This is a genomic window from Corynebacterium sp. (assembly GCF_030532715.1).
GTDB lineage: Bacteria > Actinomycetota > Actinomycetes > Mycobacteriales > Mycobacteriaceae > Corynebacterium.
Genome location: NZ_JAUNKO010000002.1, coordinates 212,791 through 236,537 on the forward strand (window position 1 = coordinate 212,791; position 23,747 = coordinate 236,537).

Consider the following 23,747-nt stretch of genomic DNA (forward strand, 5'->3'; position numbering starts at 1 on the left):
AGGAGAAAACAAAACAATGGCGCTGAATAACCGCGATCGCGTTGGAAAAGCATTCGATTTGCTCTCTGAAGGTCTTATGGATGTTGTTGACGAGGCTATGACTGACAGCTTCCAAACCTCCGCATGGCCGGAACGATGGGCGGAGCGCGAAGCCAGAAGGAACGGCAGTTTTTCGCGAAAGTACACCAAACACGATGTGCAGGTGCAGCTGCGTGCCATTACGGAATTTGGACGTAATTTTAACGATTACCTCTCGCGGTCTCAGCAAAGTTATGCCTCTGAGCTGCGGGAAACCCGAAATCAGTGGGCGCATGGTGAACCGTTTAGCTCCGATGATGCAGCCCGGGCATTGGACACTATTGCACGACTGTTGCAGGCTGTGGATGCTGTGGATTCGGCGGCGGACGTGCGGAAATTGCGTGAGGATTTGCAGCGCAATGTGTACGAAGATCGGACGAGGAAGCAGGCTAAACGGGCGAGTGAATTTAAGCTCGAAGCGGGAGCGGGGTTGAAACCTTGGCGTGAAGTGATCCAGCCGCACGATGATGTGGCGCGGGGTGAGTTCACGGCGTCGGAATTTGCTGCGGACCTGCATCTCGTGCACACGAAACAGGCATTGGCGCCTGAATACGGCGAGCCCGTTGAGTTCTTTAATCGCACCTATATCACCGAAGGCTTAGCGGATCTGCTTTCGCGCGCGCTGCGGCGGTTGAGCGGCGATGCGAATGCCAGCCCCGTGGTCAATTTGCAAACCAACTTTGGTGGCGGAAAAACCCACTCTATGCTGGCGCTCTATCACCTTTTCAGCGGGATACCCGCGAGTGAATTACCTCAAGAGCTTCAAGAGCTTGTGGAAAAGTCCGGCAAACCACAACTTGAGAAGCTTCGAGTGCGACGGGTGGCGCTCGTGGGCACATACCTGCAGGCAGGTTCGCCAAGCATTAAAGAAGACGGTACCGAAGTACGTACCTTGTGGGGTGAACTGGCATGGCAGCTCGGTGGGCGCGAAGCCTACGACATGATTGCCGACGCCGACAAAACCGGCACCAGCCCCGGTGAAGCGCTCCGCAACTTACTGCAAACCTATTGGCCAGCAATTATTTTGATTGATGAATGGGTAGCTTACGCGCGGCAACTTATCACGGATAAGGAACTCCCCGCAGGGTCCTTTGATACCCAGTTCACCTTTGCGCAATCGCTTACTGAAACCGTCAGTTCCATTCCCGGAACCATGTTGGTTGTTTCCATCCCCGCTTCTGACACTGGCGGACGTGGCAGTACCGACATCGAAATCGGTGGTGAGAAAGGCCAACGAGCACTGGAACGGCTCCAAAATGTTATCCGCCGCGTCGCCGACCAATGGCGACCTTCCACCCGCGATGAATCCTTCGAAATCGTCCGGCGCAGGTTATTCCAAACTACCGACGCGGAAAGCCAAGCGATGATCGCGGCAGTTTCGCGGGCCTTTGTCACCATGTATCGCGAGAATTCTGTGCAATTCCCCCGAGACGCCGTCACCGCATCCAATGAATACGAACGTAGAATTCGGGCATCCTACCCGCTTCACCCCGAACTACTTGACCGGCTTTATGAAGATTGGTCCACACTGGAGCGATTTCAGCGTACCCGCGGTGTGCTGAAACTCGTCTCTTCGATCGTCCACGAGCTTTGGACGTCAAATGACACCTCACCGCTGATTTTGCCTGGAAACGTCCCGTTGGCGGCGTCGACAGTAAACACAGACTTGACGCAATACCTTGAAGACTCGTGGAAACCAATTATTGATTCGGACATTGATAGTCCGGACTCCACCGCGAGCAAAATCGACAAAGACAAGCCCAACCTGGGCAAACGCCACGTCACGCAACGCCTAGCCCGAACCATTTTCATAGGAGCAGCACCACGCAGCAACGCTAATCGGAAAGGCTTGGATAAACAGTACCTCTGGCTGGGCACAGCCATCCCGGGTGATACCCTGGGCAATTTCGGGACAGCCGTGGAGCAGCTCTCGCAGCGTTCGACCTACTTTTACGACGAGCAAGGGCACTATTGGTTTGATACTCAACCCTCGGTGGCAAAAACTGCGCGTGACCACGCCGAACGCCTGCGCGAACAGCCCGACACCGTATGGAATGAAATCATCCGCAGGCTTAAACCCGAAGAACGCGCCCGCGGCGAATTCGATCGAGTGCACATTGCGCCTATCAGTGCAAGTGAAATACCCGACCTTGAAGAAACCCGACTTGTGGTGCTGCACCCCAAACACACGTGGGGGAAAACTTCAGGGCCTGGGACAGCTACATACGACTGGGTGCGCAACGCCATCGAAACGACCGGACGGGGACAGCGCATCCACCGCAATACCCTGATCTTTTTGGCCATTGATGACAATGAACTCAGCAACCTCGAGGCGGCAACACGAAGTTACCTCGGTTGGAAGCTTGTTGATGATGACGCAGAACAGCTAAACCTGTCCGCGCAGCAACGCCGACAGGCCAGTTCGTGGGCGAAAAAGTATGACCAAACCGTTGAGGATCGTATTCGCAGCGCGTACACGCGCGTAATCTACCCTGAACAATTTGACCCAGCAGCGCCATTTAGCATCAGTGGGGAAAAAGTCCCCGATAACGGTGCAACCTCACTCGCAACACGAGTCAGCGACAAACTCAAACGTGAGGGAATCATCATCACGGAGTACTCGCCGGAAGTCCTCGCCATGACGCTTAACGCCGAACTCGGGAGCTGGTGGAGGCAACAAGAATCCGTCAGGGTAGGGGCGCTCTGGCAATTTTTCACCCGGCATATCTACATGCCAAGACTCATACGGCGAGATATTCTCGACCGCGCCGTACAAGACGCGGTGATTGCCGTTCTCGTTGGTGACGAACAATTCGGCATCGCTGCCGGGCAGAACCCAGAAACTGGACGTTATATTGGGCTCATACTGCCCCCAAACAACGGTGTTCAGGATATTGCCGTCACTGACAGCACCATGCTTGTGCAATGGGCGGTCGCATCAGCGCAAGACAAGGCGGACAAAGCTAAGGTTGCCGCGGAGCAAGCTGAAGGGGTTGCGGGTCAAGTTAGTGCGGAAGCTACTGGTGGCACGGAGGTAGCTGCGGGGAGTGCTGGTGGGGCGGGCCTTGGTGGTGGGGTAGTGCGGCATGTTGGGACCGTATACGCATCGGCTCATAATGCAGACGGGAGCGCCAGACCTCTGCAAGCTGCACACGTTGAAGCAGCTGTCGAGACTGCCCTTGTACGTTACTTCGGAAGCGTCAAAATCAATCCGGAACGCTGTGCCGAGAGCATTGAGCTCGTCAGCCGAGAAATCATAGACCACCTGTACCGCAGCGGGGCGGACCTAGAAATCACCCTAGATATTCAAGCCGTCAAACCCGGAGGATTCAACGACGCCGAAATTCGAACTATCAAGGAAAACGCGCAAGTATTGAAGTTTGACGGATCCGGGTTTGAGGAAGGGTGAGGTGCGGCAGTTCTAATAAAGCACTTGCAGCCGCTTGCAAACGTAAGCGGCAAACATATCGCATCCTGCGTTTCTGAGCTTTTTGGCTCCTAGCATTAGAAACTAGTCCGCTGAATAAACTTCATAAGGGCATTCATTTCGGTCTGTGTATAAATCTTTGAAGCCTATACTGTCGTTTGTGATGATTATGCCTATGTTGCCGTGAATCGCTGCACTATGGACATAGGCATCAAATTCATCTGGGTATGAAACATTAGAAGCAATGGAGAAATTCGCGACTTTTAAATTGTCCTTTTGAGAGAATGAGGCGGTCACGCAGGTCCTCATTCTGTTTGCTAGCCGTTTCCGGGTGCCGTTTCCTCTGGAAGTGCCACGATTCTTGCGGCTCGATAGCTGCAAGCGCGATCCAACTGTGTGGTGTTTGGGGCAGGATTGAGTGGGGGGACTTCCATGATCCCATGCTGTTTCGCAGAAATCTGAAACGGGCGGTTTGTCGGTTCTGTCCGTTAATTGAGTGACTCTTCCAAATCAATCAATTCGAACACGGCTTTTCGTTGCTCGTGTTTTTTCGCCTCAAGTAGGTCGAGGACTTCCTGTGAATTGAGTCGGTGGTGGGATCCGACTTTTCGCGAGTTGAGGCGTCCATTTCTAATGTATTTCATCACGGTTGGGCGTGACACATTCAGCATTGAAGCGGCAGTTGTTGTGGTTATTTCTTGAGGCAGCGTGGAGATCGATATTGACTGACCACTTTGAACTGCATCCAGGATTGTTTTGAGAAGCTTCTTGAGTTCATCGGGCATTTCGTCGCCTTGGGGGCCTACCAGTGATGCGGCATTGCCGCCGATAGTATCGATGAAATGCGTGATGGATAACCGCTCTTCGTTTGTGAGCATGACAGCCTTGTTCCCTGGAACTGTTGTGGCCATGGCGGCGCCTCCTAGAACGAGTTTGTGGGTCACGTCGATTCGTGATTCGCCGTTGGCGTAACCCAACCTACGGTGTTGCACTTATAAGTGTAACCCTTGCTGGTGTTGTGCACGGGTAAGCTCTGACTGTTCGGTGCGCTGGATCGCTAGCAAGATCTACCAGCAAGTGATTGGGGTTTCGCGCTGAAAATATGGGTGAAGCATTCAACCTATTTTCGCTGCCGTGCATGTTGCGATTGCTCACGATTCCGAACCTTAACTGACAAACTGACAAAACGAATTCAAGATACGCGCTTCTGGTGTGGAACGGTGCCCGGCTGCGCTGCGTGTGCTCGTCTGGATTAAGATTCGGGTGTTGATGGGGCTTTTCCCAAGGGCTGAGGATTTGGGTCTTTTTTGTGAGAGCGTCGAGGTTTGATATGAGGTTGCGGCGGCGTCGCTTCCAACAGGTGTTCGCAGTGGCGATCATTGCTTGTGCGTTTGGTTTGGGTGCGTGCAGCGCGGGTGTTGAATCTTCGCCAACGACCGCCGAGCCGGTGGCTGACGGTCCGCATGCGGCATCGGATAGGAAGCTCGCCCCGCGCACGGAGACTGCTAACGCTGCGGGCACGGCGACGATTATCGACGTCGACTTTGGCAATGTACGCACTGGAAATTACAGCGCCCCAGCGCGCGGCGTGGTGGTGCTGCCTACTCAGCCCAGCGGCCCAGTTCCACTGGTGATTATTGGCCACCTCCGCGCGCCGAATTGTGACAACGGTTCATTCGCATACCCGTGCCCCGAGGGTTCAAGCGAAGTCCGGTTCGATCGAGGCATGACGTACCTGGGGGAGCGGCTCGCTGAGGAGGGCTACGCTGTGGTCATTCCGGACCTTGGCGGTGTGTTTGTTGGCGCGGATGTGGATCAGCCTTATAACCAGCACGCGATGTGGAAAGACATCGTTGGTAAATTTATCGATGCGTTCGAGGACAACACCCTCGGTGGACCAGTTGCGCAGGCAGTTGATAGGAACGCGGTGGGGCTTGTGCTGCATTCTCGTTCCGGCACCGCGGTGGAACCCGCTGCGGAGCTTTTCGGCCCAGGCGCGGTGAAATCGGTGTTTGCTTTCGGCCCCGCCTACGATACCTTCGACCTTGCGCATTTTAGCCCCGGGCCTGCGGAAATACCGTACCTTGCGGTGACTGGGGAGGAGGACCGCGACGTTGGGGCCTCCGCTAACCTGTGGCTTGGGCACTACGTGGTGCAGCCGCGACAATTCGCCGCCGCGACGGTGGCGGTGCCGGGGCTGGGGCACACGCTGATCAACCGTGCCGCCAGCGAGCAGGGTGCCGATGATCGTATCGGCTGCGAAGAACGCGATTGCCCGGATGCCGCCGAGCACGAACGCATTGTAGCCACCCTGGCGGTGGATTGGCTTCACGCGACTTTGCGCGGCGAGCCTACCGAGCTGCCCGTCCGCGCCGACCAGCCCTTACCGAACACGGTGGCGGACGTGCCGGCCCGTTGGTTAGCTGCAACACCTGGCGCGCTTGCGCAGGTGGCGGCGGAGGCATTCGCGGCGGTTGCGGGCGGGGCGTCGATAATCTGTGTGCACACGGACCCCATGGACCCCACGCCGGTAGCAAACCGTTGCGAATTGCCGGAGCAGGGTGTGGTGGAAATAGCAACGGAAGTGAACCAACTCACCGACGCTCACGCCGAAGTCAACGTTGGCGGCGCGCGCGGCATGGCGCTGCACGTTTCACCCACCGGAACTTTCGACGCCCCAGGCACGCCGCTCACAGTGACGCTACGGCTGCGCGACGGCCGCGAATTTGTGCAGGAGCTGGACGCTACGCAGCCCGCGCTGGTGAATCGCGCCACGGACACTAGCAATGGAACGTATCGCCTTGGCACTATTCGTACCCCGTTGCCGGACTGGGTGACTTCCGCCGACATCACTGACGTGCGGATCAGTTCCCCAGTGCATCCGGTGGCGCTGCGCGGCGTCGATTTCTATTAGTCGCGGTTGCGCTAGGGGGTATTGCCATGCGCACAATTCATTGATTTGTGCTGTTCGCGGGGCGTGTCGGGCGAGGTGCGTTGCCTCGACAAGACAGGGATTACTGAAACTCGCTATCCTCTTGTAGGTAACCCGAGACAGCTTTGAGGAATAACGAATGAGCCTGAACGAAGAACTGGTCCAGACCGTCAGCAACTTGATCGACGCTGGCTGCCACTACCGAGTGGATGAACTGGCCGAAGCGTATGCACCCGACCTGCAAACCATCATGGTGCAGCCGCAAAACAAAATGATTCGGTTCGATTACGAGCAGAACATGGAATTTTTCCGCAGCCGCCGCGAGGCCGGCGAAAAGCCGATCAAAACCGATGTGGAATTCTTGGTCGCTGACGTGCACGGCGACCTGGGCTTTGTCATCGGCACCCGCACCATGGAACCCGGCGGCGGTAGGTTCAAGAGCGTGTTCAACCTCATGCTGCGCAAAAATGAAGCCGGCAAGTGGCAGGTCTTCCGCGAGCAAGCCGTGATCACTCGCAAATAATACCGTCACCGGTGGAACCAACCTGCGGACCAAGAATGCTTCAACGGTCCGCAGGTTTTGCTTTATCCACGCCGCTGCTGCACCGAGAAGTTTCGGTGTCTAAGCGATTCCTCGGGCCGTGGGGGATTAATTTGCGGTTCCCGGGTGGGCAACGTAGAAACCCGCGTCAAGCGAGGAGGGTGAGTAAGTCGCGCAAACTTGCGACGACGAGGGCGCCGGGGGCGTCGTCGGGCAGGGTCACGGAGGTGCCGGGGCGTACGAGGAGGGCCGCTGTCATGCCTGCGGCCCGCGCGGCAATGACGTCGATAGGGCGGTCGCCGACGCACAGGATCTCGGTGGGTTTCAAGTCATGGCGCTCCGCGAGCAGCAGGTTCATGGCCGGACTTGGTTTGCGCTCTAGGCCGTCCGGCGCGCACACCATGTCATCCATGATGAGGTTGTGCGCTTGGAGTAGGTCTGATGCGCTGGTGCGGTCGCGGTGCGTGGCCACCAAGTTAAGACCACCGAGTTCGCTGATACGTGCCATTACTTCGCGGGCGCCGTCCATGACCGGCGCGGGGTGTGTCCGCCAACGTTCCTTGAGCCGCGCGTGGGCGTCTTCCAGCGTTTGCGGGTCGACATTGCATTCGGCCGACAGTGTTTCGATGGCATGTCCGATTGAGTGGCGGGTTAAGGTTTTTACGTACCGCAGGTGCTCGGGTTCGGTATCTCCGAACGCAGCCTCGCACAGTGCGCCGTCAACCTCAGGGTAGGTGTTGATGAGGGTTCCGCCCATATCCCAAATTATGTGACGCATACTTTTATTGTTGCAAAAATTGTTGCGCTGCGGCGCCCGCTTCCGAGCGCCCCAACCTCAACCGTCGTTATCGAGCTACAGGTTTGCGGTGAGCCTCCGAATGGTCGGCCATAATGATTCGGCCTGATGTTCGGCGGCAGGTTGTACGGCGTCGTTATGGAAGTACCACCAGAAATAGCCGCCCACGTAGCGTTCGCCAACTTCGGACTCAAGATCGGATTGCATGCCGTAGTAATAGTTTGCAATTGCTTCTTTTTGGGCCAATGTGCCGTCGTTGGGCATGCCATCGCTGGTGTTTTGCAGCCCCGTTTCGCCGATTCCAAGCCGCGCGTTTGGGAAAATCTCACCGAGTGAATTCAGTGTTTTGGCAATATCTGTAGCGCTGGGGTGTTGTGGCGGATCGCACGCGGTTTCGTAAATGGAGAGGAAAACGTAGTCCGCATTTCGCAGGCTTTCGGGCATACGTTGCGCGTACGGGAGGGTGGCTTCCCAATCGTGGGAATAACAATTGTGCGAGGACCAATAATTTAAGGTCACGGCGGTGTTTCCGCCCGCTTGTTTGATTACCTCGTTTGCCGCAGCTGCTTTCGAATTAATCTCTGCGGGGGAGGATCCCACCCAGGCGCCGTTGAGTTCGTTGCCAACCTCCCACACATCAACCTTATCGCCGATAGCGTCAACGGCTTCTTGCGTGCGTTTCCGGACATCTTGCTCGCTGAATTTGGACATTTCCTCCGAATCGAGGATCTGCGCCATTACATAGACGTGCGGATCCAAGGCATCAACTGCGCGGTCGTAGGCGTCTAAGCTCTCGCCAGGGTCCATGACTAGTCGAACCGTGAGTTGCTCGGGGCTGGATTCCAAAAGCTGTACGGCAGTATCCAAGTGTTCAATGGAATCCAATGTCACGCCGCGCATTGGCGCTGGGGGATCGGCGTGTTGCGTAGGGGAATTCGCCGCAACCTCCGGTGTGGTTTCAGACGTGGGCACGGCGATGTGTTTTGGGCTGGAATTGTTCTTGATGGTGAGGAATACAGTGGTCCCTACAACGAGAATAATGGCGGCGGTAACAGCGAAGAATGTGATGAATTGCTTGGATCGGCCCATGATTTCCCATTGTGCTTGCATGGCGGGTCATGTGCATTTTATCCGCGATTTAGATGTTGTTGCGGGGGCAATGAATGAAGTGCTGAATGGCTAAGCATTGGAAACTATGCAGTGCGTTCGTGTGTGTAGTTCCGTGCATAGATTCGGCGCGTGTAAACATCGCAATTCGGTAACGCACCAGCTATTGTTTGGTAGGAAATGGGAGCGTCGATGAGAAGAACCGGCAGGTGGGTGATTCGGATTGCGGTATTTTCAACGCATTTGGCAAAGCTGGTTTGGTGATTCGCGCGCAATGAAATGGTTCGTTGTTGTGTTTGCTGGCCTGCTCGTGTGGGGCGAGGCAATCAGTTGGCGGGTTTCCCGGCGGAGACTGGGTGCCCCTGAACAGGGGCCCGAGGTGGTTATTGTGCTCGGGTACCGCAACGCAAATCCGCATCGGGCGAACGCTTTAAACCGGTGGCGTGTGCGCGCCGCGTTACGCTCCGTTTCGGTCGCCCCTGAGGACGCTTGGATTGTGTTTTGCGGCGGCGACACTGTGGGCACCGGTGTCTCTGAGGCGGAGTTGATGGCGCGCTACGCGGTCACGGAACTTGGGTACCGTGGTCGTTGCACGCTGGAAGGGCGTTCCATGACTACCTGGGAAAACGTCCAAAACGCCGTGCCTTTGATTGCGCAGGCTGGGCAGATAAAGTTTGTGTCCAGCCCGCATCACGCATTGAAGGCGCGAATGTATTTGCAAAGAATCCATCCGGAACTTAGTAACCGGGTCGTCCGGGCTGGCGACTATCGTTTTGGCGAGTGGCCGCTGGGCAAACTATTTTTCGCCGTCTATGGGATTTGGGATATTTGGCGCATGCAACGCAATGTGCGCTTAGGCGTGTACGCCGATTCCCCAGCGTCGGGCTGATGGGCTTATTTGGTTAGCGTTTTGGAACTGAGCTGACGGCGACACGACCCGCCAGTGGCGCGGCTTTGACCAGTATTTTTGTGCCGGTGGCGTAGATTGAATGCAAGGTAGGCAACGCGATAGCAAGGGGACGCACGGTCATGGAACCTGAGTTTAAGGCGCATAACTTTGTGCACGGTGCGCAGCGAATCCGGACGATTCTGGACCAAACGGAATTAGAGTTCCCCGAGTTGCAGTGTTTACCGACGCCCAGCGCATTGACGTTTTATAAAGGGGTTGCGGCCACTGCGGCGGTGTTGTTTGTGGATATTCGCGGCTCCCAGGAATTGCCTTTGGTGATGGATTCTTCCGGAGTTGCAAAGCTTTATAGCGCTTTTATGGGCGAGATGATTGCGGTGTGTGCGGGGGAGACGCATTGCCAGGATGTGAATGTGGTGGGGGATAAGATGTGGGCGGTGTTTCGCACCCCGGCTCGGGAGGACATTGATCGCGCGTTTTATTGTGTGCGGGTTGCGCATTCGATGGTGATTATTTTGAACCGTGAGTTGCAGTGCCGCGATCTGCCCACCATTGAGGTTGGGTTTGGTCTGGCGTGGGGTGATATTTGCATGCACTGGCCGTTGTCGATGTCGTCCGAGGATAGTGCGGCGTTGTATAGCGGGGAGGTGATTAACCGGGCCGCTACGTTGGCTTCGCAGGCGTCGCTGACGCATGCGGATCATCCGTTGTTGGTGGATGAAGCTGTGTATGAAAACCTTGACCCGGTGAATCAACAATGGCTTACTTGGAACGAACGTTCAGAGTGTTGGCACGGTAATGTGGTCGATGAATATATCAATGCTTGGACGCTAGCTCAGTACGATTGACGCTCGGTTGCATGGTGCTGCCGAGTCTTCTGGACGTGTACGGCAGGGAGTCATCATGGAGTTGTGGCTGGAGCGCAATCAGGTATCGCTCTATGTGTTTGCGATTTTGCTTGGCGCAGCTGTCGGCTATGTGCTACCCGGCGGTATGTTTGAGGCCGGTATCCAGTGGTCACTCATGTTGCTGTTGTACGCCACGTTTTTGGCAGTCCCGTTTCGCCGCTTGCCTCAGGCTTTTGCGGATGTCCGTTTTATGGTGACGCTGCTTGCGTTGAATTTCTTGGCCGTTCCTGGTGTGGTGTTTGTGCTCACGCGCCACATTGTTGACGATCAAGCCTTGCTCATCGGTGTGCTGTTGGTGTTGCTGACACCGTGTGTGGATTACGTCATTGTGTTCACTCGGCTCGCGCGCGGAAATTGGAACAAGATTCTTGCCGCGACCCCGTTGCTCATGTTGTTGCAGATTGTGTTTTTACCGGTGTTTCTTACGTTGTTTGGCACTGCGAAGATTATTGACACCATCCAATGGGGGCCGTTTATTCAGGCGTTTCTGCTGCTGATTATTGTGCCGCTGTTACTTTCGATTGGGACGCAGCTGGCGGAGGGTAATGAGTTCGCCCACAACACGAAGCGACTCATGGAGGCACTCATGGTGCCGCTCATGATGCTCACCTTGTTTTTGGTGGTGGCTTCCCAATTTGGAGCCGCCTTTGCGCAATTGGATTCGTTGTTGCGAGTGATTCCAATTTACGTTGCATTTTTGCTGATCATGCCGGTGTTGGCGTGCATTGTAGGGAAGGGGTCCGGCCAGTCAGCTTCTGAGCGGCGAGCGTTGGCATTTTCTAGTTCCACGCGGAATTCGTTGGTGGTGTTGCCGCTGGCGTTGGCGCTTCCGGGCACGTTGAGTTTTGCCGCGCTGGTGGTGGTGACGCAAACGTTGGTGGAGCTGGTGGGCATGGTGACTTTTGTGCGTGTGTTCCCCTCGTTGATTGTGGACCGAGCGGTGCCGGAGGCCGCATAGGCGAAGTATTACACTGTGGTCCATGGTCCCGGGTTTTTGGTTTGCGTTTTCGTTAACTTTGCTTGCCGGATTGTCCACGGGCATCGGCGGCGTTGTCAGCGTGTTGCGGCGCACCCCCAGCGACGGCTTCCTCGCTGGTTCGCTCGGGTTTTCGGCTGGCGTGATGTTGTATGTGTCGCTGGTGGAGATTCTGCCGGAGGCAATGTCGTCAGCGGGGTCGCCGTTGGCTGTGCTCGCGTTCTTTCTTGGCGTTGCGCTCATCGCGGTGATTGACCGGTTGGTGCCCGAACCCATGAACCCGCACGAGCCTTCCCAGATCACAGATGGCGCACGTCAAAGAAACTTGATGCGCATGGGTGTGATGACGGCCCTGGCTATTGCCATTCATAATTTCCCAGAGGGCTTTGCCACGTTTATTGCCGCGCTGGAGGACCCGACGATTGCGGTGCCGATTGCGGCTGCGATTGCTATTCATAATATTCCGGAAGGCGTGGCGGTGGCGGTGCCGTTGCGGCAGGCCACGGGGTCGCGGGCGAAAGCGCTGGGGTGGACGTTTGTTTCCGGCCTTGCCGAACCGTTGGGTGCGCTTGTTGGGTTTGCGTTGCTGATGCCGTGGTTGAGCCCAATTACGATGGGCGTGGTGCTCGCCGGGGTGGCGGGCGTAATGGTGTTCGTTTCGCTTGATGAATTGCTGCCTACCGCGCAGGCGACGGGACGCCATCACATTGCGGTCTATGGTTTGGTGGCCGGTATGGCTGTGATGGCCGTGAGTTTGTTGCTGCTCGCAGGCTAATTCCCGGCTTGTTCGTGCACAATGTGTTCGGGCCCGTTGATGCTGATGGTGCCGCCGGGGCCGCTGCACATCATTGTGCTGGCGTCCAGCATGGAGCAGCGTACGGATTCTACTTCGGTGAATTCACCGGGGTTGAGGCACACAAGCTCCTGTTCTGCGGGCGGGCCCGAACCGACGAGGTAGGTGATGCCCTCGGGCGCGACGCTGACTTCGTTGGTGTCGCCGCCGTCTTCCGGCACCCCAGAGCAGGTGAAGGTATCCGCCATGAGGGTGCAATAGCCGTTTGTGTCGCCGCCGGTGTCAAAGCGCAAGGTGTGCAGGCCGTTGGCAATGAAGGTGTCGCTGGGGACTTCCTGCAAGGTTCGCGCCAGCTCCTCGGATTTCGGGGTGCTGCTGGTTGCTTTCGGGGCGGGCGTTAAGCCGACGGCGGGTGTAGAGGTATCCGTCACCAGGGGGACTGTTGTGCGGTCGCTGGCTAGGTTTGAGCACCCGGCTAAGCCGACGACCGCGAGGGCAACGCAACACTGCATCAAACGCATACGCGAACATCCTTCCGCAAAGTCGGTTGCCAGTGTATCGGATTTTTTGGCGTGCGGCTTAGCCGAACATCATGCGTAGGATGAGTACGCCCAGCGCGCCAATGCCCGCAGCGGCGGGGATGGTGATCACCCATGCGAGCGCAATGGGCTTCATTAAACGCCAGTTCGCGGAGCGGGTGACCATGCCGACGCCCAAAATCGCACCGATAAGAATATGGGTGGAGGACACCGGCAGGCCCAGCATGGACGCTCCCATGACCACCGTCGCGGCGCCAAGTTCCGCGGCGAAGCCGCTGGCGGGGTGGATGCGGGTCAGGCCGGACCCCACCGTGGTGATGACCTTGCGGCCAATAAACCACAACCCAGATACTAGGGCCACACCACAGCACAGCAGCAGTGGGGCGGGTACGGAGGCTTTTGCGTTGATGGCGTTGGTTTGCAGGACGTCGAGAATCGCGGCGATGGGGCCGACGGCGTTGGCAATATCATTGGAGCCGTGGGAAAACGCAAACGCGGCGGCGGTAAACACCTGCATCCAGCTGAACATGAGGAATGTCGCGCGGCTGAGCTCCATGTTGCGGATCGTGCGCGCAAACACACGCACAGCCATCCACACGCCAGCGCCAATCATGCCAATGATGAGCACATTGCCCACGTTGTCAATGTTCAAGTGCAGGTTTTTTAGCCCCTTGAACAGCATCATCGCGGTGATCATCATTGCGCCCAAGGCGGCCAGTAGCGGCACCCACAATTGCAAGGCGCGGTAGGCGTTGACGTTTTGTTCCCGGTCGTCGAGCTCGTAGAGTTCGCGGAAGTAATCGCTTTCCAATTCTTCGCGTTTGAAGCCCTGGCGGCGGGAAATTTCCGCGTCGCGGACCATGGCGGTGGTGTACGCCAATTGCTGCATTTCGCTGAGACGTTCAAAGGATGCTTTGTGGCGCTTCTTATGTTCGATGCGCTCTTGGCGGATGACCTGGAGTTGCTCGTCCGCGCGCTGGTTGTACACCAAAATGCCGCGTTGGATCGCCGAAAACAATATGTAGGAGGCGATGCCGCCGAGCAGCGGGGACAGTATCCAGGATAGGGCGATTTCGCCAATTTGATCCCAGTGCACAATGGACCATCCGCCGGTGCCGGTGCGGTGCCCGATGGTCACGGCGGCCCCCACGATACCGCCGATAATAGAATGCGTGGTCGACACCGGCCAGCCCATTTGGGTGGCGATGAGCAGCCACAACGCCGCGCCCAACAGGGCCGCCATCATGATGAACACGAAGTCCATGGGCTGGAGGGCTACGCCGTGCAGATCGACAATGCCGTTGCGCACGGTTTCCGTGACTTCACCACCGGCGAGGATGGCGCCGCCGACTTCGAAAATTGCGGCAATAATGAGCGCCTGTTTCATGGTGAGTGTTTTGGCGCCGACACTTGTGCCAAAGGAGTTGGCTACGTCGTTGCCGCCAATATTGAAGGCCATGAACAAGCCAAAAACAATGGTCAAACCCAAAACCCAATAGTGGGTGGTTTGACCGATCGAACCGTATGCCCACAGGATGAACGTGATCGCAGCTGCCGCTAATAACGCTCCGAATGTGACGTGCCACCAGAAATCTGATTCGTTTCTGTGTTCCGAGATTTCACTCGGTGAACTCAGCGTGTCCTGCGTCATGGTGCTGCGGTCCTCGGTTGGATGTTGGGAATGTCCGGGCTGTTACGTAAAAAGTCTAATGCATGCAAAGTACACATTAGATTTCCCTGTGACCGCCGTAGCTAGTGTGCGTGCTTTCGGTGCTTGATTACGTGCACCACGCCCGCGATAATCACCCCCACGATTGCGCCGGCGATCAGGGAGAAGAAGGTGTCCACCAGCCACATCACAAAGCCGCCGAGGTGGGCGACTGCCTCGGTCATATGGTGAACGAAATCATAGGGGGCGTGCCAGCCCAGCTCGGCGACACCAGCCACCAAGATGTGCCCGCCTACCCACAACATGGCGAAGGTGCCGATGACGGCGATGGCGGTGAGCAGCTTCGGCATGGCCGCCACCAGCCCCCTGCCGAACGCCTGCGCACCCGCAGAATCCCGCGCCGCGAGCTTCAAGCCCACGTCGTCCATTTTCACTAGCAGGGCCACCGCGCCGTACACGAGTGCGGTAATGCCTAGCGCGACGGCGATGAGCACGGAGGCTCGCATGGCGAAGGATTCGGCGGCGATTTCATTGAGGGAAATCACCATGATTTCCGCGCTGAGGATCAAGTCCGTGGTCACCGCGCCCTTGACCAGCTTGTTTTCCGCATCCGGGCCGGATTCGATCGCGGTTTCTTCTTTCTCACCATGGCCAGTGAGCTTCTCGATTATCTTTTCGGATCCTTCGAAGCAGAGGTAGGCGCCGCCCAACATGAGTATTGGCGTGAGCAGCCACGGGGCAAGCCAGCTCAGCAACAACGCCACCGGCAGGATGATCACCAGCTTGTTGAACAACGAGCCTTTCGCGATGCGCCAAATGATGGGCAATTCGCGGGCGGGCGTGACGCCGTGGACGTAGCGGGGGGTTACCGCGGCGTCGTCAACCACCACGCCGGCGGCTTTGACGCTGGTACGTCCGGCGGCTGCGGCAACATCATCAACGCTGGCGGCGGCTGTTTTTGCAATCAGGGCAACATCGTCGAGTAGTGCCGCAAGTCCTCCGGGCATGGTCACGCTCCAGTGTTCGTTCGGTTATGTGCTGTACAGAGTGTACAAGCTTCGGCGCACCAGTTTCACTAGCTCCTCCGCCCACAGCACGGTAGAAGCCATCGCTAGTGCAACGCACCACTGCTCACCGGACAGGGCGGTGGTGCCGAACGCGGTTTGCAGCAGCGGCACGTTCACCACCGCGACCTGGAGCGCTGCTGCAACGGCGATGGAAGCCCATAGCCAGTGGTTATCAAACAGCTGGTGGAACGCCGAACGCAGGGTCGAACGCGCGTTTAAAGCGTTGAAGAGTTGCGCGAACACGAGGGTGGTAAAGCCGGCGGTGCGGGCCGTGTCCAAGGAATCGTGGCCAGCAATGAAACCACCCGGCAGGAACATATCAATGGTGAGCAGCGTGGCCGCGCCCATGACGGCACCGATAAACAGGACGCGTTTCCACATGTCGGCGTCAATAATCGGGTGGCGCGGGTCGCGCGGTTCGCGTTTCATAATGTCTTCGTCGGCCGGGTCCACGCCCATTGCCAACGCCGGCCCCGAATCCGTGACCAGGTTGATCCATAAGATTTGCGTGGCCAGCAGCGGCAGCGCCACTTCCTCCGAACCGGGCTGGCGCAACCCCAGCCAGGTGGCCAGCACCACGCCGAAAAACACGGTAACCACCTCGCCCATATTGGAGCTGAGCAGGTAGCGGAGGAATTTCGTAATGTTGTCAAAAATCCCGCGCCCGCGGCGCACGGCGGCGACGATCGTGGCGTAGTTATCGTCAGCCAGGATCATTGTGGCGGCTTCCTTTGTCACCTCCGTGCCGGTGATCCCCATGGCCACCCCGATATCCGCACTTTTCAGCGCGGGGGCGTCGTTGACACCGTCGCCGGTCATGGCAACCACCGCGCCTTGCGCCTGCAGGGTATCCACAATGCGCAACTTGTGCGCCGGGGTGACCCGTGCGTACACGTCCACCTCACGCACCGCTTGGTTGAACTCCGCCTCGCCCAACGCGTCCAACTCCGTGCCGGAGAGGGCGCGGTCGGTGCTGGTCAGGCCCAACTCCAGGGCGATTTTCTGCGCGGTGGCGGGGTGGTCGCCGGTGATCATGAGCGTGCGGATCCCCGCGCTGTGCGCTTGCGCCAAGGCTTCCATCGCCTCCGTGCGCGGCGGGTCGATGATTGCCACCAGCCCAAGCAGCGTGAAATCCGCTTCTGCAAAGGGCGCGTCCGAATCTGGGGCGGCGGCACCGGTGGCCACCCCGAGGGTGCGATACCCCTGGGCGGACAATTCTTCGATGGTCTCGTTCCAGTGCTGGCGGTGTTCGGCGCTGAACGCAACGTCGCCTTCGGTGGTGCGCAGGCGGGTGCAACGCTGCGCCAAGACATCCGGTGCCCCCTTGGAAAACACGGTGTCCCCGGCGCGCACCGACATCATTTTGCGGTCCGAGGAGAATGGAATCTCGGCGTCGCGCGGCACGCTGGAGGGGTCGCGGTCGTCGCAAAGCTTCGGCCACGCGACGAGGAACGCGGCTTCGGTCGGGTCCCCAACAATACCGTCGGCGTCGAGCTGCGCGTTGTTGGCTACCGCCCCGCCGAACACAACGTCGCGCGCCAAGGCGAGCGCAGTGGGGGACCCGGACGCCGCCCCGTCCGTCGGATCGTAGCCGATGCCGGTGAGCCGCACCTCACCCGCGGCGGTGAGCACCCGCTGGATGGTCATTTCGTTGCGGGTCAGTGTACCGGTCTTGTCGGAGCAAATCACGCTCGCCGCCCCCAAGGTTTCCACCGAGTGCAGGTGCTTCATAATGGCGTTGCGGCGCGCCAAATGCTGCACGCCAATCGCCAACACCAGCGACAGGATCGCGGGCAGGCCCTCGGGCACGGCGGCCACCGCGAGCGAGACTCCAAGCAGCAGAATGTTGACCCAATCCTCAGCGCTGGACGCCTGGTAGAGCAGCGCGAGCGTGGCCATCACCACTACTGCGATCACCACCACGAGCACGCCTAATAGTTTGGACACCCGTGCGATTTCCTTTTCCAGGGGGCTTTCCTCCTGCGCGGTGCTTTCCAGCATGTCCGCGATCGAGCCCATTTCGGTGTCCATGCCCGTCGCCGTCACCACGGCGGTACCCACGCCTTGGACCACCGCCGTGCCCTTAAACACCATGTTGGCGCGGTCCCCCAAAGCGACCGTCCCCGCCAACGTTTGCGGGTCTTTCGTACTGGCCAACGATTCGCCGGTGAGTGAGGCTTCCTGCACCGTTAACCCGGCGGCGGTGACCAGCCGGGCGTCGGCACCCACGGCGTCACCCTCCGCGAGCAGCAATACGTCGCCCGGCACCAATTCCGCCGACGGCACTTGGGCTTGGCGGCCGTTGCGCAATACTGTCGACGTCGCCGCCGTCATCGACGCCAACGCCGCCACCGCAGACTCCGCCTTCGCCTCCTGCGAATACCCCAGCGCCGCGTTCGCGATCACGATGATGCCAATGACCACCGTATCCACCGGCCAACCGTGCCCGCCTTCCGCCCACCACGCGGCCAGGGCAATACCCATGGCTACGAACAACAGGTACACCAGCGGATCCTGAAACTGTTTGAGCACTTTGCGCCACAGCGGTACCGGCTTTTTCGCGCGGAGCTCGTTGGGCCCGTGTTGGGCAAGCCGCTTGGCGGCGGCCTCGGAATCCAGCCCTTTGTGTGTGTCCACGCCCAATGCTGCGGAAACGTCGCCAGCATCGAGGGTAAAAGGTTCTGCGTGCGGCATAACCCCCATGGTAGGTCCGCCGCCCGCGCGCACGCCGAAGCCGCTGGTGGCACGCTACACTCGAGGGCATGAAGATCGTGGTGATTGGGGCGGGCGCAGTCGGCGGTTACCTGGCCGGCAAACTCGCTGAAGCAGGCCAAGACGTTTCCGTGGTGGCGCGCGGGGACACCCTCAAAGCGCTCCAAACCACCGGCGTAACGCTTATCGACGTCCCAGCTCCCGCCCGCAGCATCCCCGTCACCGCCCACGCCAGCTTGGCGGCAGCCGGGCCAGCCGATGTGGTGGTGGTAGCCACCAAAGCCCTCGATGCCACCGACGCGTTCGCCGCGTTGCGTGACGTCCCGTCGGGTGCGGTGGTGCTGCCGATCCACAATGCGGTGGACGCGCCCCACGTGGCGGCGGCTGTGGTGGGTGAGCACCGCGTGTGGCCGGGGGTCATCCGTGGCTTTTTGCACCACACCGCACCGGGCGAGGTGGAATTCCACGGTGGCCCACTTTCCTTAACCTTTGGCACGTGGACCGGGGAACACAACGCCACGGCGGAGGCGTTTGCCCGCGTGTTGACTGCCGCGGGGATTTCAGCGCAAGTGCACCCCGACATTTGGCAGGACACGTGGGGCAAAGCTATGTTTGTTTCCTCCATGAGCCTGTTGGGTGCGCTGACTGGCAAACCGTTAGGCGAAATGCTGGCGGATCCGCTGCTAGCCAGCGAGTTGCGTGCGCTTGTTGCAGAAGTGGCGGCCACCGCCCGTGGTGCCGGAGTGGCGTTGCCGGAGGACGCGGTGGAACGCACCATGGCGTTCGCTGCCGCCATGCCGCCGGAATCTACGTCATCGTTGCAGCGCGACTTGCTCGGCGGCCAGCCCGCTGAACTTGACGCCCAAATCGGGGCGATCAGCGCACGCGCCCAGCGGCACGGCGTGCCCACCCCGAAATTTGCGCTCGGCTACGCGGTGCTCAAAGCCGGACGTTAGGCGTCGTTGCTGGTGCGAGGCGGGAGCACCCACGAGTCTGCCGCCGTGAGGTCGCGCCAGAAATCCGCATATGCGCCGTCTTGCGCCAGCAATGCGTCGTGGGTGCCGCATTGGTATCCGGTTGGCCCCAGTGCCAACACCTGGTCGGCGGCTGTGAGAATGCGCGCCCGCTGCGTGGCCACGATCACTGTGCGGTGTTGCCACAGCGCCGCACGAGCCTTCGCGAGCGGCAACTCCGCGCCCAATTCGGACGGCGGGTTGGTGTCATCCATGACCACGATCGGTGCGTCGTCGAGTATCGCGCGGGCGATCATCAGCCGCTGCAATTGGCTGCGGCTGAACGTGGTTTCCACGTCGGTGTCGTAGCCATCCGGTAACGCCTCGATGAACTCGTGGGCCTGCGCCGCTTTCGCGGCCTGCACAATATCGTCTCGGTCTGCCTCCGGGGCGCAGATCGCAATATTGTCCGCGACCGTGCCGGGGAACAAGTGCACGGTTTCGTCAATGACGCTGATGAGTTCCGCGCGCTGCTCGGCGGGAATATCCGCGAGCGGGACGCCACCGATGCGAATCGTGCCGCTCGTGGGATCCGCCAAGCGTGAAACTAACCGCAACAGGGTTCGCTGGCTGTTCGGCGCGATGCCCACCACCGCAAGCATGCCGCCCGCAGGAACGTGGAAAGACACCTTTTCTATGGTGTCGTCGTAGGAGACTTCTTCAACATCTACGGTGGCGTGCTCAATACCCGCCACGCGCTCGGTCGCCTCCGCCTGCTGCGGTAACGCCAGCGCCGCTGCGGCCTGCCGCAGCCAGGTTTCGCACCGGCGCCACTGCGCTGCGGTGTCGATTACGTTGAGGAGCGGCTGATAGACGGTGAGCACCAGCATGAGCACGGCTGCGGCCGCCCCATAATCTTCGTTGGGGATGGAGCGTTCGCCGACCGTCTTCATCAGCAAGGGCACGCCCAAGAGCAGTACCAGTGAGGTGAGTGTGCTGGGCACGAGCATGCGATGCACCATGGTGATGCCCGCACTGCGGAACGCGTCCACAGCGCGGTCGAACGTGCGCTGCACGTCGCTGCGGGGAGCCATCGCCTCAAGCGCTGGGTGATTGCGGACCGTATCCGCGAGTTGGGCGGCCGCCGTGGCCTGCGTGCGCTCGCGTTCCTGCTCAAGTTCGCCGAGGCGTTTGCTTGACCAGATGGCGGTTGGGATCGCGGCAACCAAACTTATGCCGAATGCTAGTGCAAGCAAAGGGTCGTGGCTGATGAGCACGATCAGCACGACCAGCGGGAGGGAAATCGCCTGCGCCACGCGCGGCAGGCTTTCACCCAAAAACCCTTCCACTGCGCGCGTGGTGGTAAGCAACGCCGTGTATTGCTCCGTGGTGTCGGCTGCGACGGGGACCTGGCGAATCCGATCGAGGAGCGTGACGCGCATGGTTCCCACCGCCGTTTGCGAACCCAACCACGACAACTTGGCCGCAAACCGACCGCACAACAATTGCCCGAAAAGCGCGGCTAAGCAGAGCAACAAAACGCGGCGGAAAACGCCGGAATCAACCTCTTCACCGGCGGCAATCCGCAGTACCACGAGGGCTGCCGCAACGTAGGTGAGCGCCAATAATAATCCTTGAGCAACGCGCAGCACCGTGCCAGCGAGGACCGTTGTGCGTGCTGGCCCGGCAAGCTCAAACAACAGCTTCCACAACGACATTTTCACTGCTCCTGTTCTGGGCGCAACGCCAATTCCATGGCGTCGTGATGATCGGACCACATGCGCGCATACGCGCCGTCGGCGGCAAGGAGTTCATCGTGTGTGCCGCACTCAACCAATTCACCTGCCGCGAGTACAAGAATTTGATCCGCGTGAACCACCGTGGGCAGCTGCGGTGACACAAGAACATTTGTGCCCGTGCGTACCAGTTCGGACATGCCACGCTGTAGCGCCAACGTCGCTGCGGGGTCGCCAACGTCCGGAGGTTGCACAACGGTGATGGGGCGGCGGGCCACGAGCGCGCGGGCAACACTCAGTTGCTGCTGGAGTTGGGTGTCCGCCGTATCAATGTGGGTGTCCAAGCCATCTGTCAGCTCCGAAACGCCAACGGTGGCGAGCGCTTCCTCGCATTCCTGCTGGGTGGCCGTTGGGGCCGCTAGCAGGAGGTTTTCACGCACGCTGCCGGAGCTGAGCATCGGCTGCTGGCGCACCGCGGCGAACAGTGCATTTGTTGTTCCATCGGGCAGCGTATCGACGCCGCGACCCCCAACGCGCACCACCCCGCTTGCCGGGGCCCGTAACCCGAGCAGTACATCCATTATGGCGGTTGCGCTCCGCGCCGGCGAGGCCACGATAGCTGTGGTGGTGTCTGCCGGAATGGTGAAACTCACCCCTGAGAGCACGGGTTGGCCGTCCGGGTCTTCGACGGACACATTGTCGAATGTGATTTCGGCGTCGCCGGTGGTTTCGGGCGCCGCTGTGCTGGTGGAGTGGTCGGTGGGGTCGGTGGGCTCGGCGTCTGCGAGGACCTCGGCGAGCTGCTGCGTGCCCTTATGTAGCTCGGCTAATTCCGTGGCAAGGTTTAACGCCTTGATAACCGGCAGGGTGTAGATGGGGCATAGGACGAAGAACAGTATGAGTGAGGCGGCGTCGATGCGTTCGGATTGGTATAACCAAGCTCCTAGCGGGGCGACGAACACCAGCCCCGATGCCATCAGTGTGGAACACTGCGATCCCCACGGCACAAGCGCGCGGATCCGTTCGTGCTGGGCGTTGGTGTGGCGCGTCGCCGCGGCGACGGTCACCTCACGGAGTTCGTCGGCGCGGTGCAGGGTGCGGGCTTGCGGCAACGCGGCGAAAAACCTTGCGAACGCTGCGTTCATGTTCGCCTCTGCGGTGGCGCACTCGTTCGCTAGCGGGGTGCTGGCACGGTGTGCTCGAACTAAGGCGTACAACGCTGCGGGCACGACCGCGATTGTGGCGAGTGTGAGCCAGAAATTCGTTCCCAACAGCCAAAGCGTGACCACGAGCCACACCGTAGCCGCCACTGTTGCCTCGGGGATTGCGCGGGCGATATAAGCCTCAAGGCGTGCACAATGATCAATCGCAAGAGTTTTTGCATTCTCGGAGTGATGGTGCGTGCGGCGCGTAACTGGGGTGGAAATCCAAGCCCGCCCGAGACGTTTTCGAATTGTTGCGAGGACATCAAAAGAAACTAAATGTGAAACCGCTGAAGATAAACCAAAAAAGAACTGTCTTGCCGCCACCGCAATCACGGCGAAAACTGCCAAAATGCCTATAATTCGGCCGGTGTCAATGGTCACAATTTTGGAGCGGTCCGCAATGCTGGCAAGCGCCTGCCACACCAGGGAAACTAGCACGACCTCGAACATTGCGGCGCAAACTGCCAAGGTCACGGCGGCGGCGAGTCGAACCCAATGCCCATTGAAATGGGGATGAATAAATCGCAGCGTACCGCGATAATCGGGCAGTACATTATTCATTGTTGGCTACCTCGCCTGATTCGCAAACAATTCCCAGCGAAAGTCTCGCACTTTCCTGTGACAACACTGTAGATACTGAACCTACTCTACCGATAATTGTAAAGCCCTAGGGAAAGCGTCGCAGCATGCTTATATTGTTGTGGGAATATTGTTGATTCAGGCGATTATGTTTGCGAACAATGTGCCGTATTTGCACCTCAATTGAGGCCCATGCGAATCGTGGTGGCTTACGAAGCGCGCACGCCACTGACCTTCAGGGTGGCAATCTCGGGGTTCGTACACGTGGTTGCGGTGAACGGCAGCAGGATCCACGCGCGTTCCTCCGGCGGATATATCTTCAGGTGTGTTGCCATGTCCGTGGCCGAGCAGGTCTTCGGCTCGTAGGCAAGCGCGTTGGAAATGCGCAGCGTGAACAAGGCGCTGCCCCCTGGGGGGAGCGTGACGGGGGTGCCGGGGTCACCTGACTCGCGTTCGGCAGGGGCGCCGAGCTGGTGGTCTTGGGCGTCGACAAGCGATACGCCGGGGTATCCGGACAGCGAGCATTCCGCCTCGCCGTTATTGTGCAGCGTGATGGTGTAGAACGAACTCCCGGCGGCACCTTCCTGGTCGGAGGCGGTGGCGCTGAGCTGCTCAGCGCTGCAATGGGTGCTGGCGCCGCGCGTGGTGTGGGAGGGTTGCGGCACGCTCGCTTGCGGTGAGTCAGATTGTATGTTTGAGCTGGGCGGGGCGGTGGTTTGGGGGCCACAGGCGGTGAGGGCGGCAGCCACCAGAAGCATCGCCGCGTAACCAAAGGGGCGGATGTTGCTGATGTGATTGCTCATACCCTCAGCGTAGCCCCCG

At 59.2% G+C, this 23,747-nt stretch carries 19 protein-coding genes; 8 read left to right on the forward strand and 11 right to left on the reverse strand.

What is annotated here, in order from left to right; translation table 11 throughout:
• Positions 1-16 precede the first annotated feature (16 nt).
• Complete coding sequence (locus Q4D83_RS04090) at positions 17-3,487, forward strand: DUF499 domain-containing protein (protein ID WP_303173217.1); 3,471 nt, start codon at positions 17-19, stop codon at positions 3,485-3,487.
• Between the two features lie 506 nt (positions 3,488-3,993).
• On the opposite strand, the gene Q4D83_RS04095 is transcribed toward Q4D83_RS04090, so the two are convergent.
• Positions 3,994-4,416 (reverse strand): helix-turn-helix domain-containing protein, encoded by a 423-nt coding sequence (locus tag Q4D83_RS04095; RefSeq protein WP_303173220.1) that lies wholly within the window; start codon positions 4,414-4,416, stop codon positions 3,994-3,996.
• Between the two features lie 419 nt (positions 4,417-4,835).
• Between Q4D83_RS04095 and Q4D83_RS04100 the strand changes: the two genes are divergently transcribed.
• Both Q4D83_RS04100 and Q4D83_RS04105 read left to right on the forward strand, forming a co-directional pair.
• On the forward strand, positions 4,836-6,419 hold the full coding sequence (locus Q4D83_RS04100) for a hypothetical protein (RefSeq protein ID WP_303173221.1): 1,584 nt from the start codon (positions 4,836-4,838) through the stop codon (positions 6,417-6,419).
• Positions 6,420-6,576: 157 nt separating this feature from the next.
• Positions 6,577-6,960, forward strand: coding sequence for a hypothetical protein (locus tag Q4D83_RS04105; protein WP_303173222.1), 384 nt, complete (start codon positions 6,577-6,579; stop codon positions 6,958-6,960).
• A gap of 166 nt (positions 6,961-7,126) precedes the next feature.
• Here the strand turns inward: Q4D83_RS04105 and Q4D83_RS04110 are convergent, their stop codons facing one another.
• Positions 7,127-7,756, reverse strand: a complete 630-nt coding sequence (locus Q4D83_RS04110; protein ID WP_303173223.1) for an HAD family hydrolase — start codon at positions 7,754-7,756, stop codon at positions 7,127-7,129.
• A gap of 75 nt (positions 7,757-7,831) precedes the next feature.
• The gene (locus Q4D83_RS04115; protein WP_303173225.1) at positions 7,832-8,884 is read right to left on the reverse strand and encodes a Tat pathway signal sequence; all 1,053 of its coding nucleotides are present in this window, start codon (positions 8,882-8,884) and stop codon (positions 7,832-7,834) included.
• Between the two features lie 271 nt (positions 8,885-9,155).
• Between Q4D83_RS04115 and Q4D83_RS04120 the strand changes: the two genes are divergently transcribed.
• Positions 9,156-9,770 (forward strand): YdcF family protein, encoded by a 615-nt coding sequence (locus tag Q4D83_RS04120; RefSeq protein ID WP_303173226.1) that lies wholly within the window; start codon positions 9,156-9,158, stop codon positions 9,768-9,770.
• Between the two features lie 13 nt (positions 9,771-9,783).
• Here the strand turns inward: Q4D83_RS04120 and Q4D83_RS04125 are convergent, their stop codons facing one another.
• On the reverse strand, positions 9,784-9,912 hold the full coding sequence (locus tag Q4D83_RS04125; protein ID WP_303173228.1) for a hypothetical protein: 129 nt from the start codon (positions 9,910-9,912) through the stop codon (positions 9,784-9,786).
• On the opposite strand from Q4D83_RS04125, the gene Q4D83_RS04130 reads away from it, so the two are divergent.
• Genes Q4D83_RS04130 through zupT form a run of 3 tightly spaced genes read left to right on the forward strand, consistent with a single transcriptional unit; the run spans position 9,911 to position 12,447 of the window.
• The gene (locus Q4D83_RS04130) at positions 9,911-10,636 is read left to right on the forward strand and encodes an adenylate/guanylate cyclase domain-containing protein (protein WP_303173231.1); all 726 of its coding nucleotides are present in this window, start codon (positions 9,911-9,913) and stop codon (positions 10,634-10,636) included. The genes Q4D83_RS04125 and Q4D83_RS04130 overlap by 2 nt on opposite strands.
• 55 nt (positions 10,637-10,691) lie before the next feature.
• The gene (locus tag Q4D83_RS04135; RefSeq protein WP_303173232.1) at positions 10,692-11,654 is read left to right on the forward strand and encodes an arsenic resistance protein; all 963 of its coding nucleotides are present in this window, start codon (positions 10,692-10,694) and stop codon (positions 11,652-11,654) included.
• Positions 11,655-11,676: 22 nt separating this feature from the next.
• Complete coding sequence (gene zupT / locus Q4D83_RS04140) at positions 11,677-12,447, forward strand: zinc transporter ZupT (RefSeq protein WP_303173235.1); 771 nt, start codon at positions 11,677-11,679, stop codon at positions 12,445-12,447.
• Here the strand turns inward: zupT and Q4D83_RS04145 are convergent.
• From Q4D83_RS04145 to Q4D83_RS04160, 4 genes are all read right to left on the reverse strand, one after another.
• Positions 12,444-12,986: a hypothetical protein gene (locus tag Q4D83_RS04145; protein ID WP_303173237.1), complete on the reverse strand. Its 543-nt coding sequence runs from the start codon at positions 12,984-12,986 to the stop codon at positions 12,444-12,446. The two genes, zupT and Q4D83_RS04145, sit on opposite strands and share 4 nt — an antisense overlap.
• A 58-nt stretch (positions 12,987-13,044) precedes the next feature.
• Entirely contained in the window at positions 13,045-14,655 is a 1,611-nt protein-coding gene (locus Q4D83_RS04150; protein WP_303173239.1) for an inorganic phosphate transporter, read from the reverse strand.
• Between the two features lie 101 nt (positions 14,656-14,756).
• Positions 14,757-15,680, reverse strand: a complete 924-nt coding sequence (locus Q4D83_RS04155; protein WP_303173240.1) for a DUF808 domain-containing protein — start codon at positions 15,678-15,680, stop codon at positions 14,757-14,759.
• Between the two features lie 24 nt (positions 15,681-15,704).
• The gene (locus Q4D83_RS04160; RefSeq protein WP_303173242.1) at positions 15,705-18,434 is read right to left on the reverse strand and encodes a cation-translocating P-type ATPase; all 2,730 of its coding nucleotides are present in this window, start codon (positions 18,432-18,434) and stop codon (positions 15,705-15,707) included.
• Between the two features lie 68 nt (positions 18,435-18,502).
• On the opposite strand from Q4D83_RS04160, the gene Q4D83_RS04165 reads away from it, so the two are divergent.
• On the forward strand, positions 18,503-19,408 hold the full coding sequence (locus Q4D83_RS04165) for a 2-dehydropantoate 2-reductase (protein WP_303173244.1): 906 nt from the start codon (positions 18,503-18,505) through the stop codon (positions 19,406-19,408).
• Here Q4D83_RS04165 and Q4D83_RS04170 read toward each other — a convergent pair.
• The 3 genes from Q4D83_RS04170 to Q4D83_RS04180 all read right to left on the reverse strand — a co-directional run bounded on the left by Q4D83_RS04170 (position 19,405) and on the right by Q4D83_RS04180 (position 23,728).
• On the reverse strand, positions 19,405-21,123 hold the full coding sequence (locus Q4D83_RS04170; RefSeq protein WP_303173246.1) for an ABC transporter ATP-binding protein: 1,719 nt from the start codon (positions 21,121-21,123) through the stop codon (positions 19,405-19,407). The genes Q4D83_RS04165 and Q4D83_RS04170 overlap by 4 nt on opposite strands.
• Positions 21,124-21,125: 2 nt before the next feature.
• A complete protein-coding gene (locus Q4D83_RS04175) occupies positions 21,126-22,907 on the reverse strand; it encodes an ABC transporter ATP-binding protein (protein WP_303173247.1) in 1,782 nt (593 codons plus the stop codon).
• A 227-nt stretch (positions 22,908-23,134) separates the two neighbouring features.
• Positions 23,135-23,728 (reverse strand): DUF4232 domain-containing protein, encoded by a 594-nt coding sequence (locus tag Q4D83_RS04180; protein WP_303173248.1) that lies wholly within the window; start codon positions 23,726-23,728, stop codon positions 23,135-23,137.
• Positions 23,729-23,747: the final 19 nt, after the last annotated feature.

What these genes read in the sequence shown, in the direction of transcription:
- Q4D83_RS04130 (WP_303173231.1), top strand. Translation starts at nt 9,911, where the DNA reads ATGGAACCTGAGTTTAAGGCGCATAACTTTGTGCACGGTGCGCAGCGA.
- Q4D83_RS04115 (WP_303173225.1), bottom strand. Translation starts at nt 8,884, where the DNA reads ATGCAAGCACAATGGGAAATCATGGGCCGATCCAAGCAATTCATCACA.
- Q4D83_RS04145 (WP_303173237.1), bottom strand. Translation starts at nt 12,986, where the DNA reads ATGCGTTTGATGCAGTGTTGCGTTGCCCTCGCGGTCGTCGGCTTAGCC.
- Q4D83_RS04090 (WP_303173217.1), top strand. Translation starts at nt 17, where the DNA reads ATGGCGCTGAATAACCGCGATCGCGTTGGAAAAGCATTCGATTTGCTC.
- Q4D83_RS04125 (WP_303173228.1), bottom strand. Translation starts at nt 9,912, where the DNA reads ATGACCGTGCGTCCCCTTGCTATCGCGTTGCCTACCTTGCATTCAATC.
- Q4D83_RS04110 (WP_303173223.1), bottom strand. Translation starts at nt 7,756, where the DNA reads ATGCGTCACATAATTTGGGATATGGGCGGAACCCTCATCAACACCTAC.
- Q4D83_RS04175 (WP_303173247.1), bottom strand. Translation starts at nt 22,907, where the DNA reads ATGAATAATGTACTGCCCGATTATCGCGGTACGCTGCGATTTATTCAT.
- Q4D83_RS04165 (WP_303173244.1), top strand. Translation starts at nt 18,503, where the DNA reads ATGAAGATCGTGGTGATTGGGGCGGGCGCAGTCGGCGGTTACCTGGCC.
- Q4D83_RS04105 (WP_303173222.1), top strand. Translation starts at nt 6,577, where the DNA reads ATGAGCCTGAACGAAGAACTGGTCCAGACCGTCAGCAACTTGATCGAC.
- Q4D83_RS04150 (WP_303173239.1), bottom strand. Translation starts at nt 14,655, where the DNA reads ATGACGCAGGACACGCTGAGTTCACCGAGTGAAATCTCGGAACACAGA.
- Q4D83_RS04155 (WP_303173240.1), bottom strand. Translation starts at nt 15,680, where the DNA reads ATGCCCGGAGGACTTGCGGCACTACTCGACGATGTTGCCCTGATTGCA.
- Q4D83_RS04160 (WP_303173242.1), bottom strand. Translation starts at nt 18,434, where the DNA reads ATGCCGCACGCAGAACCTTTTACCCTCGATGCTGGCGACGTTTCCGCA.
- Q4D83_RS04170 (WP_303173246.1), bottom strand. Translation starts at nt 21,123, where the DNA reads ATGTCGTTGTGGAAGCTGTTGTTTGAGCTTGCCGGGCCAGCACGCACA.
- zupT (WP_303173235.1), top strand. Translation starts at nt 11,677, where the DNA reads ATGGTCCCGGGTTTTTGGTTTGCGTTTTCGTTAACTTTGCTTGCCGGA.
- Q4D83_RS04120 (WP_303173226.1), top strand. Translation starts at nt 9,156, where the DNA reads ATGAAATGGTTCGTTGTTGTGTTTGCTGGCCTGCTCGTGTGGGGCGAG.
- Q4D83_RS04180 (WP_303173248.1), bottom strand. Translation starts at nt 23,728, where the DNA reads ATGAGCAATCACATCAGCAACATCCGCCCCTTTGGTTACGCGGCGATG.
- Q4D83_RS04100 (WP_303173221.1), top strand. Translation starts at nt 4,836, where the DNA reads ATGAGGTTGCGGCGGCGTCGCTTCCAACAGGTGTTCGCAGTGGCGATC.
- Q4D83_RS04135 (WP_303173232.1), top strand. Translation starts at nt 10,692, where the DNA reads ATGGAGTTGTGGCTGGAGCGCAATCAGGTATCGCTCTATGTGTTTGCG.
- Q4D83_RS04095 (WP_303173220.1), bottom strand. Translation starts at nt 4,416, where the DNA reads ATGGCCACAACAGTTCCAGGGAACAAGGCTGTCATGCTCACAAACGAA.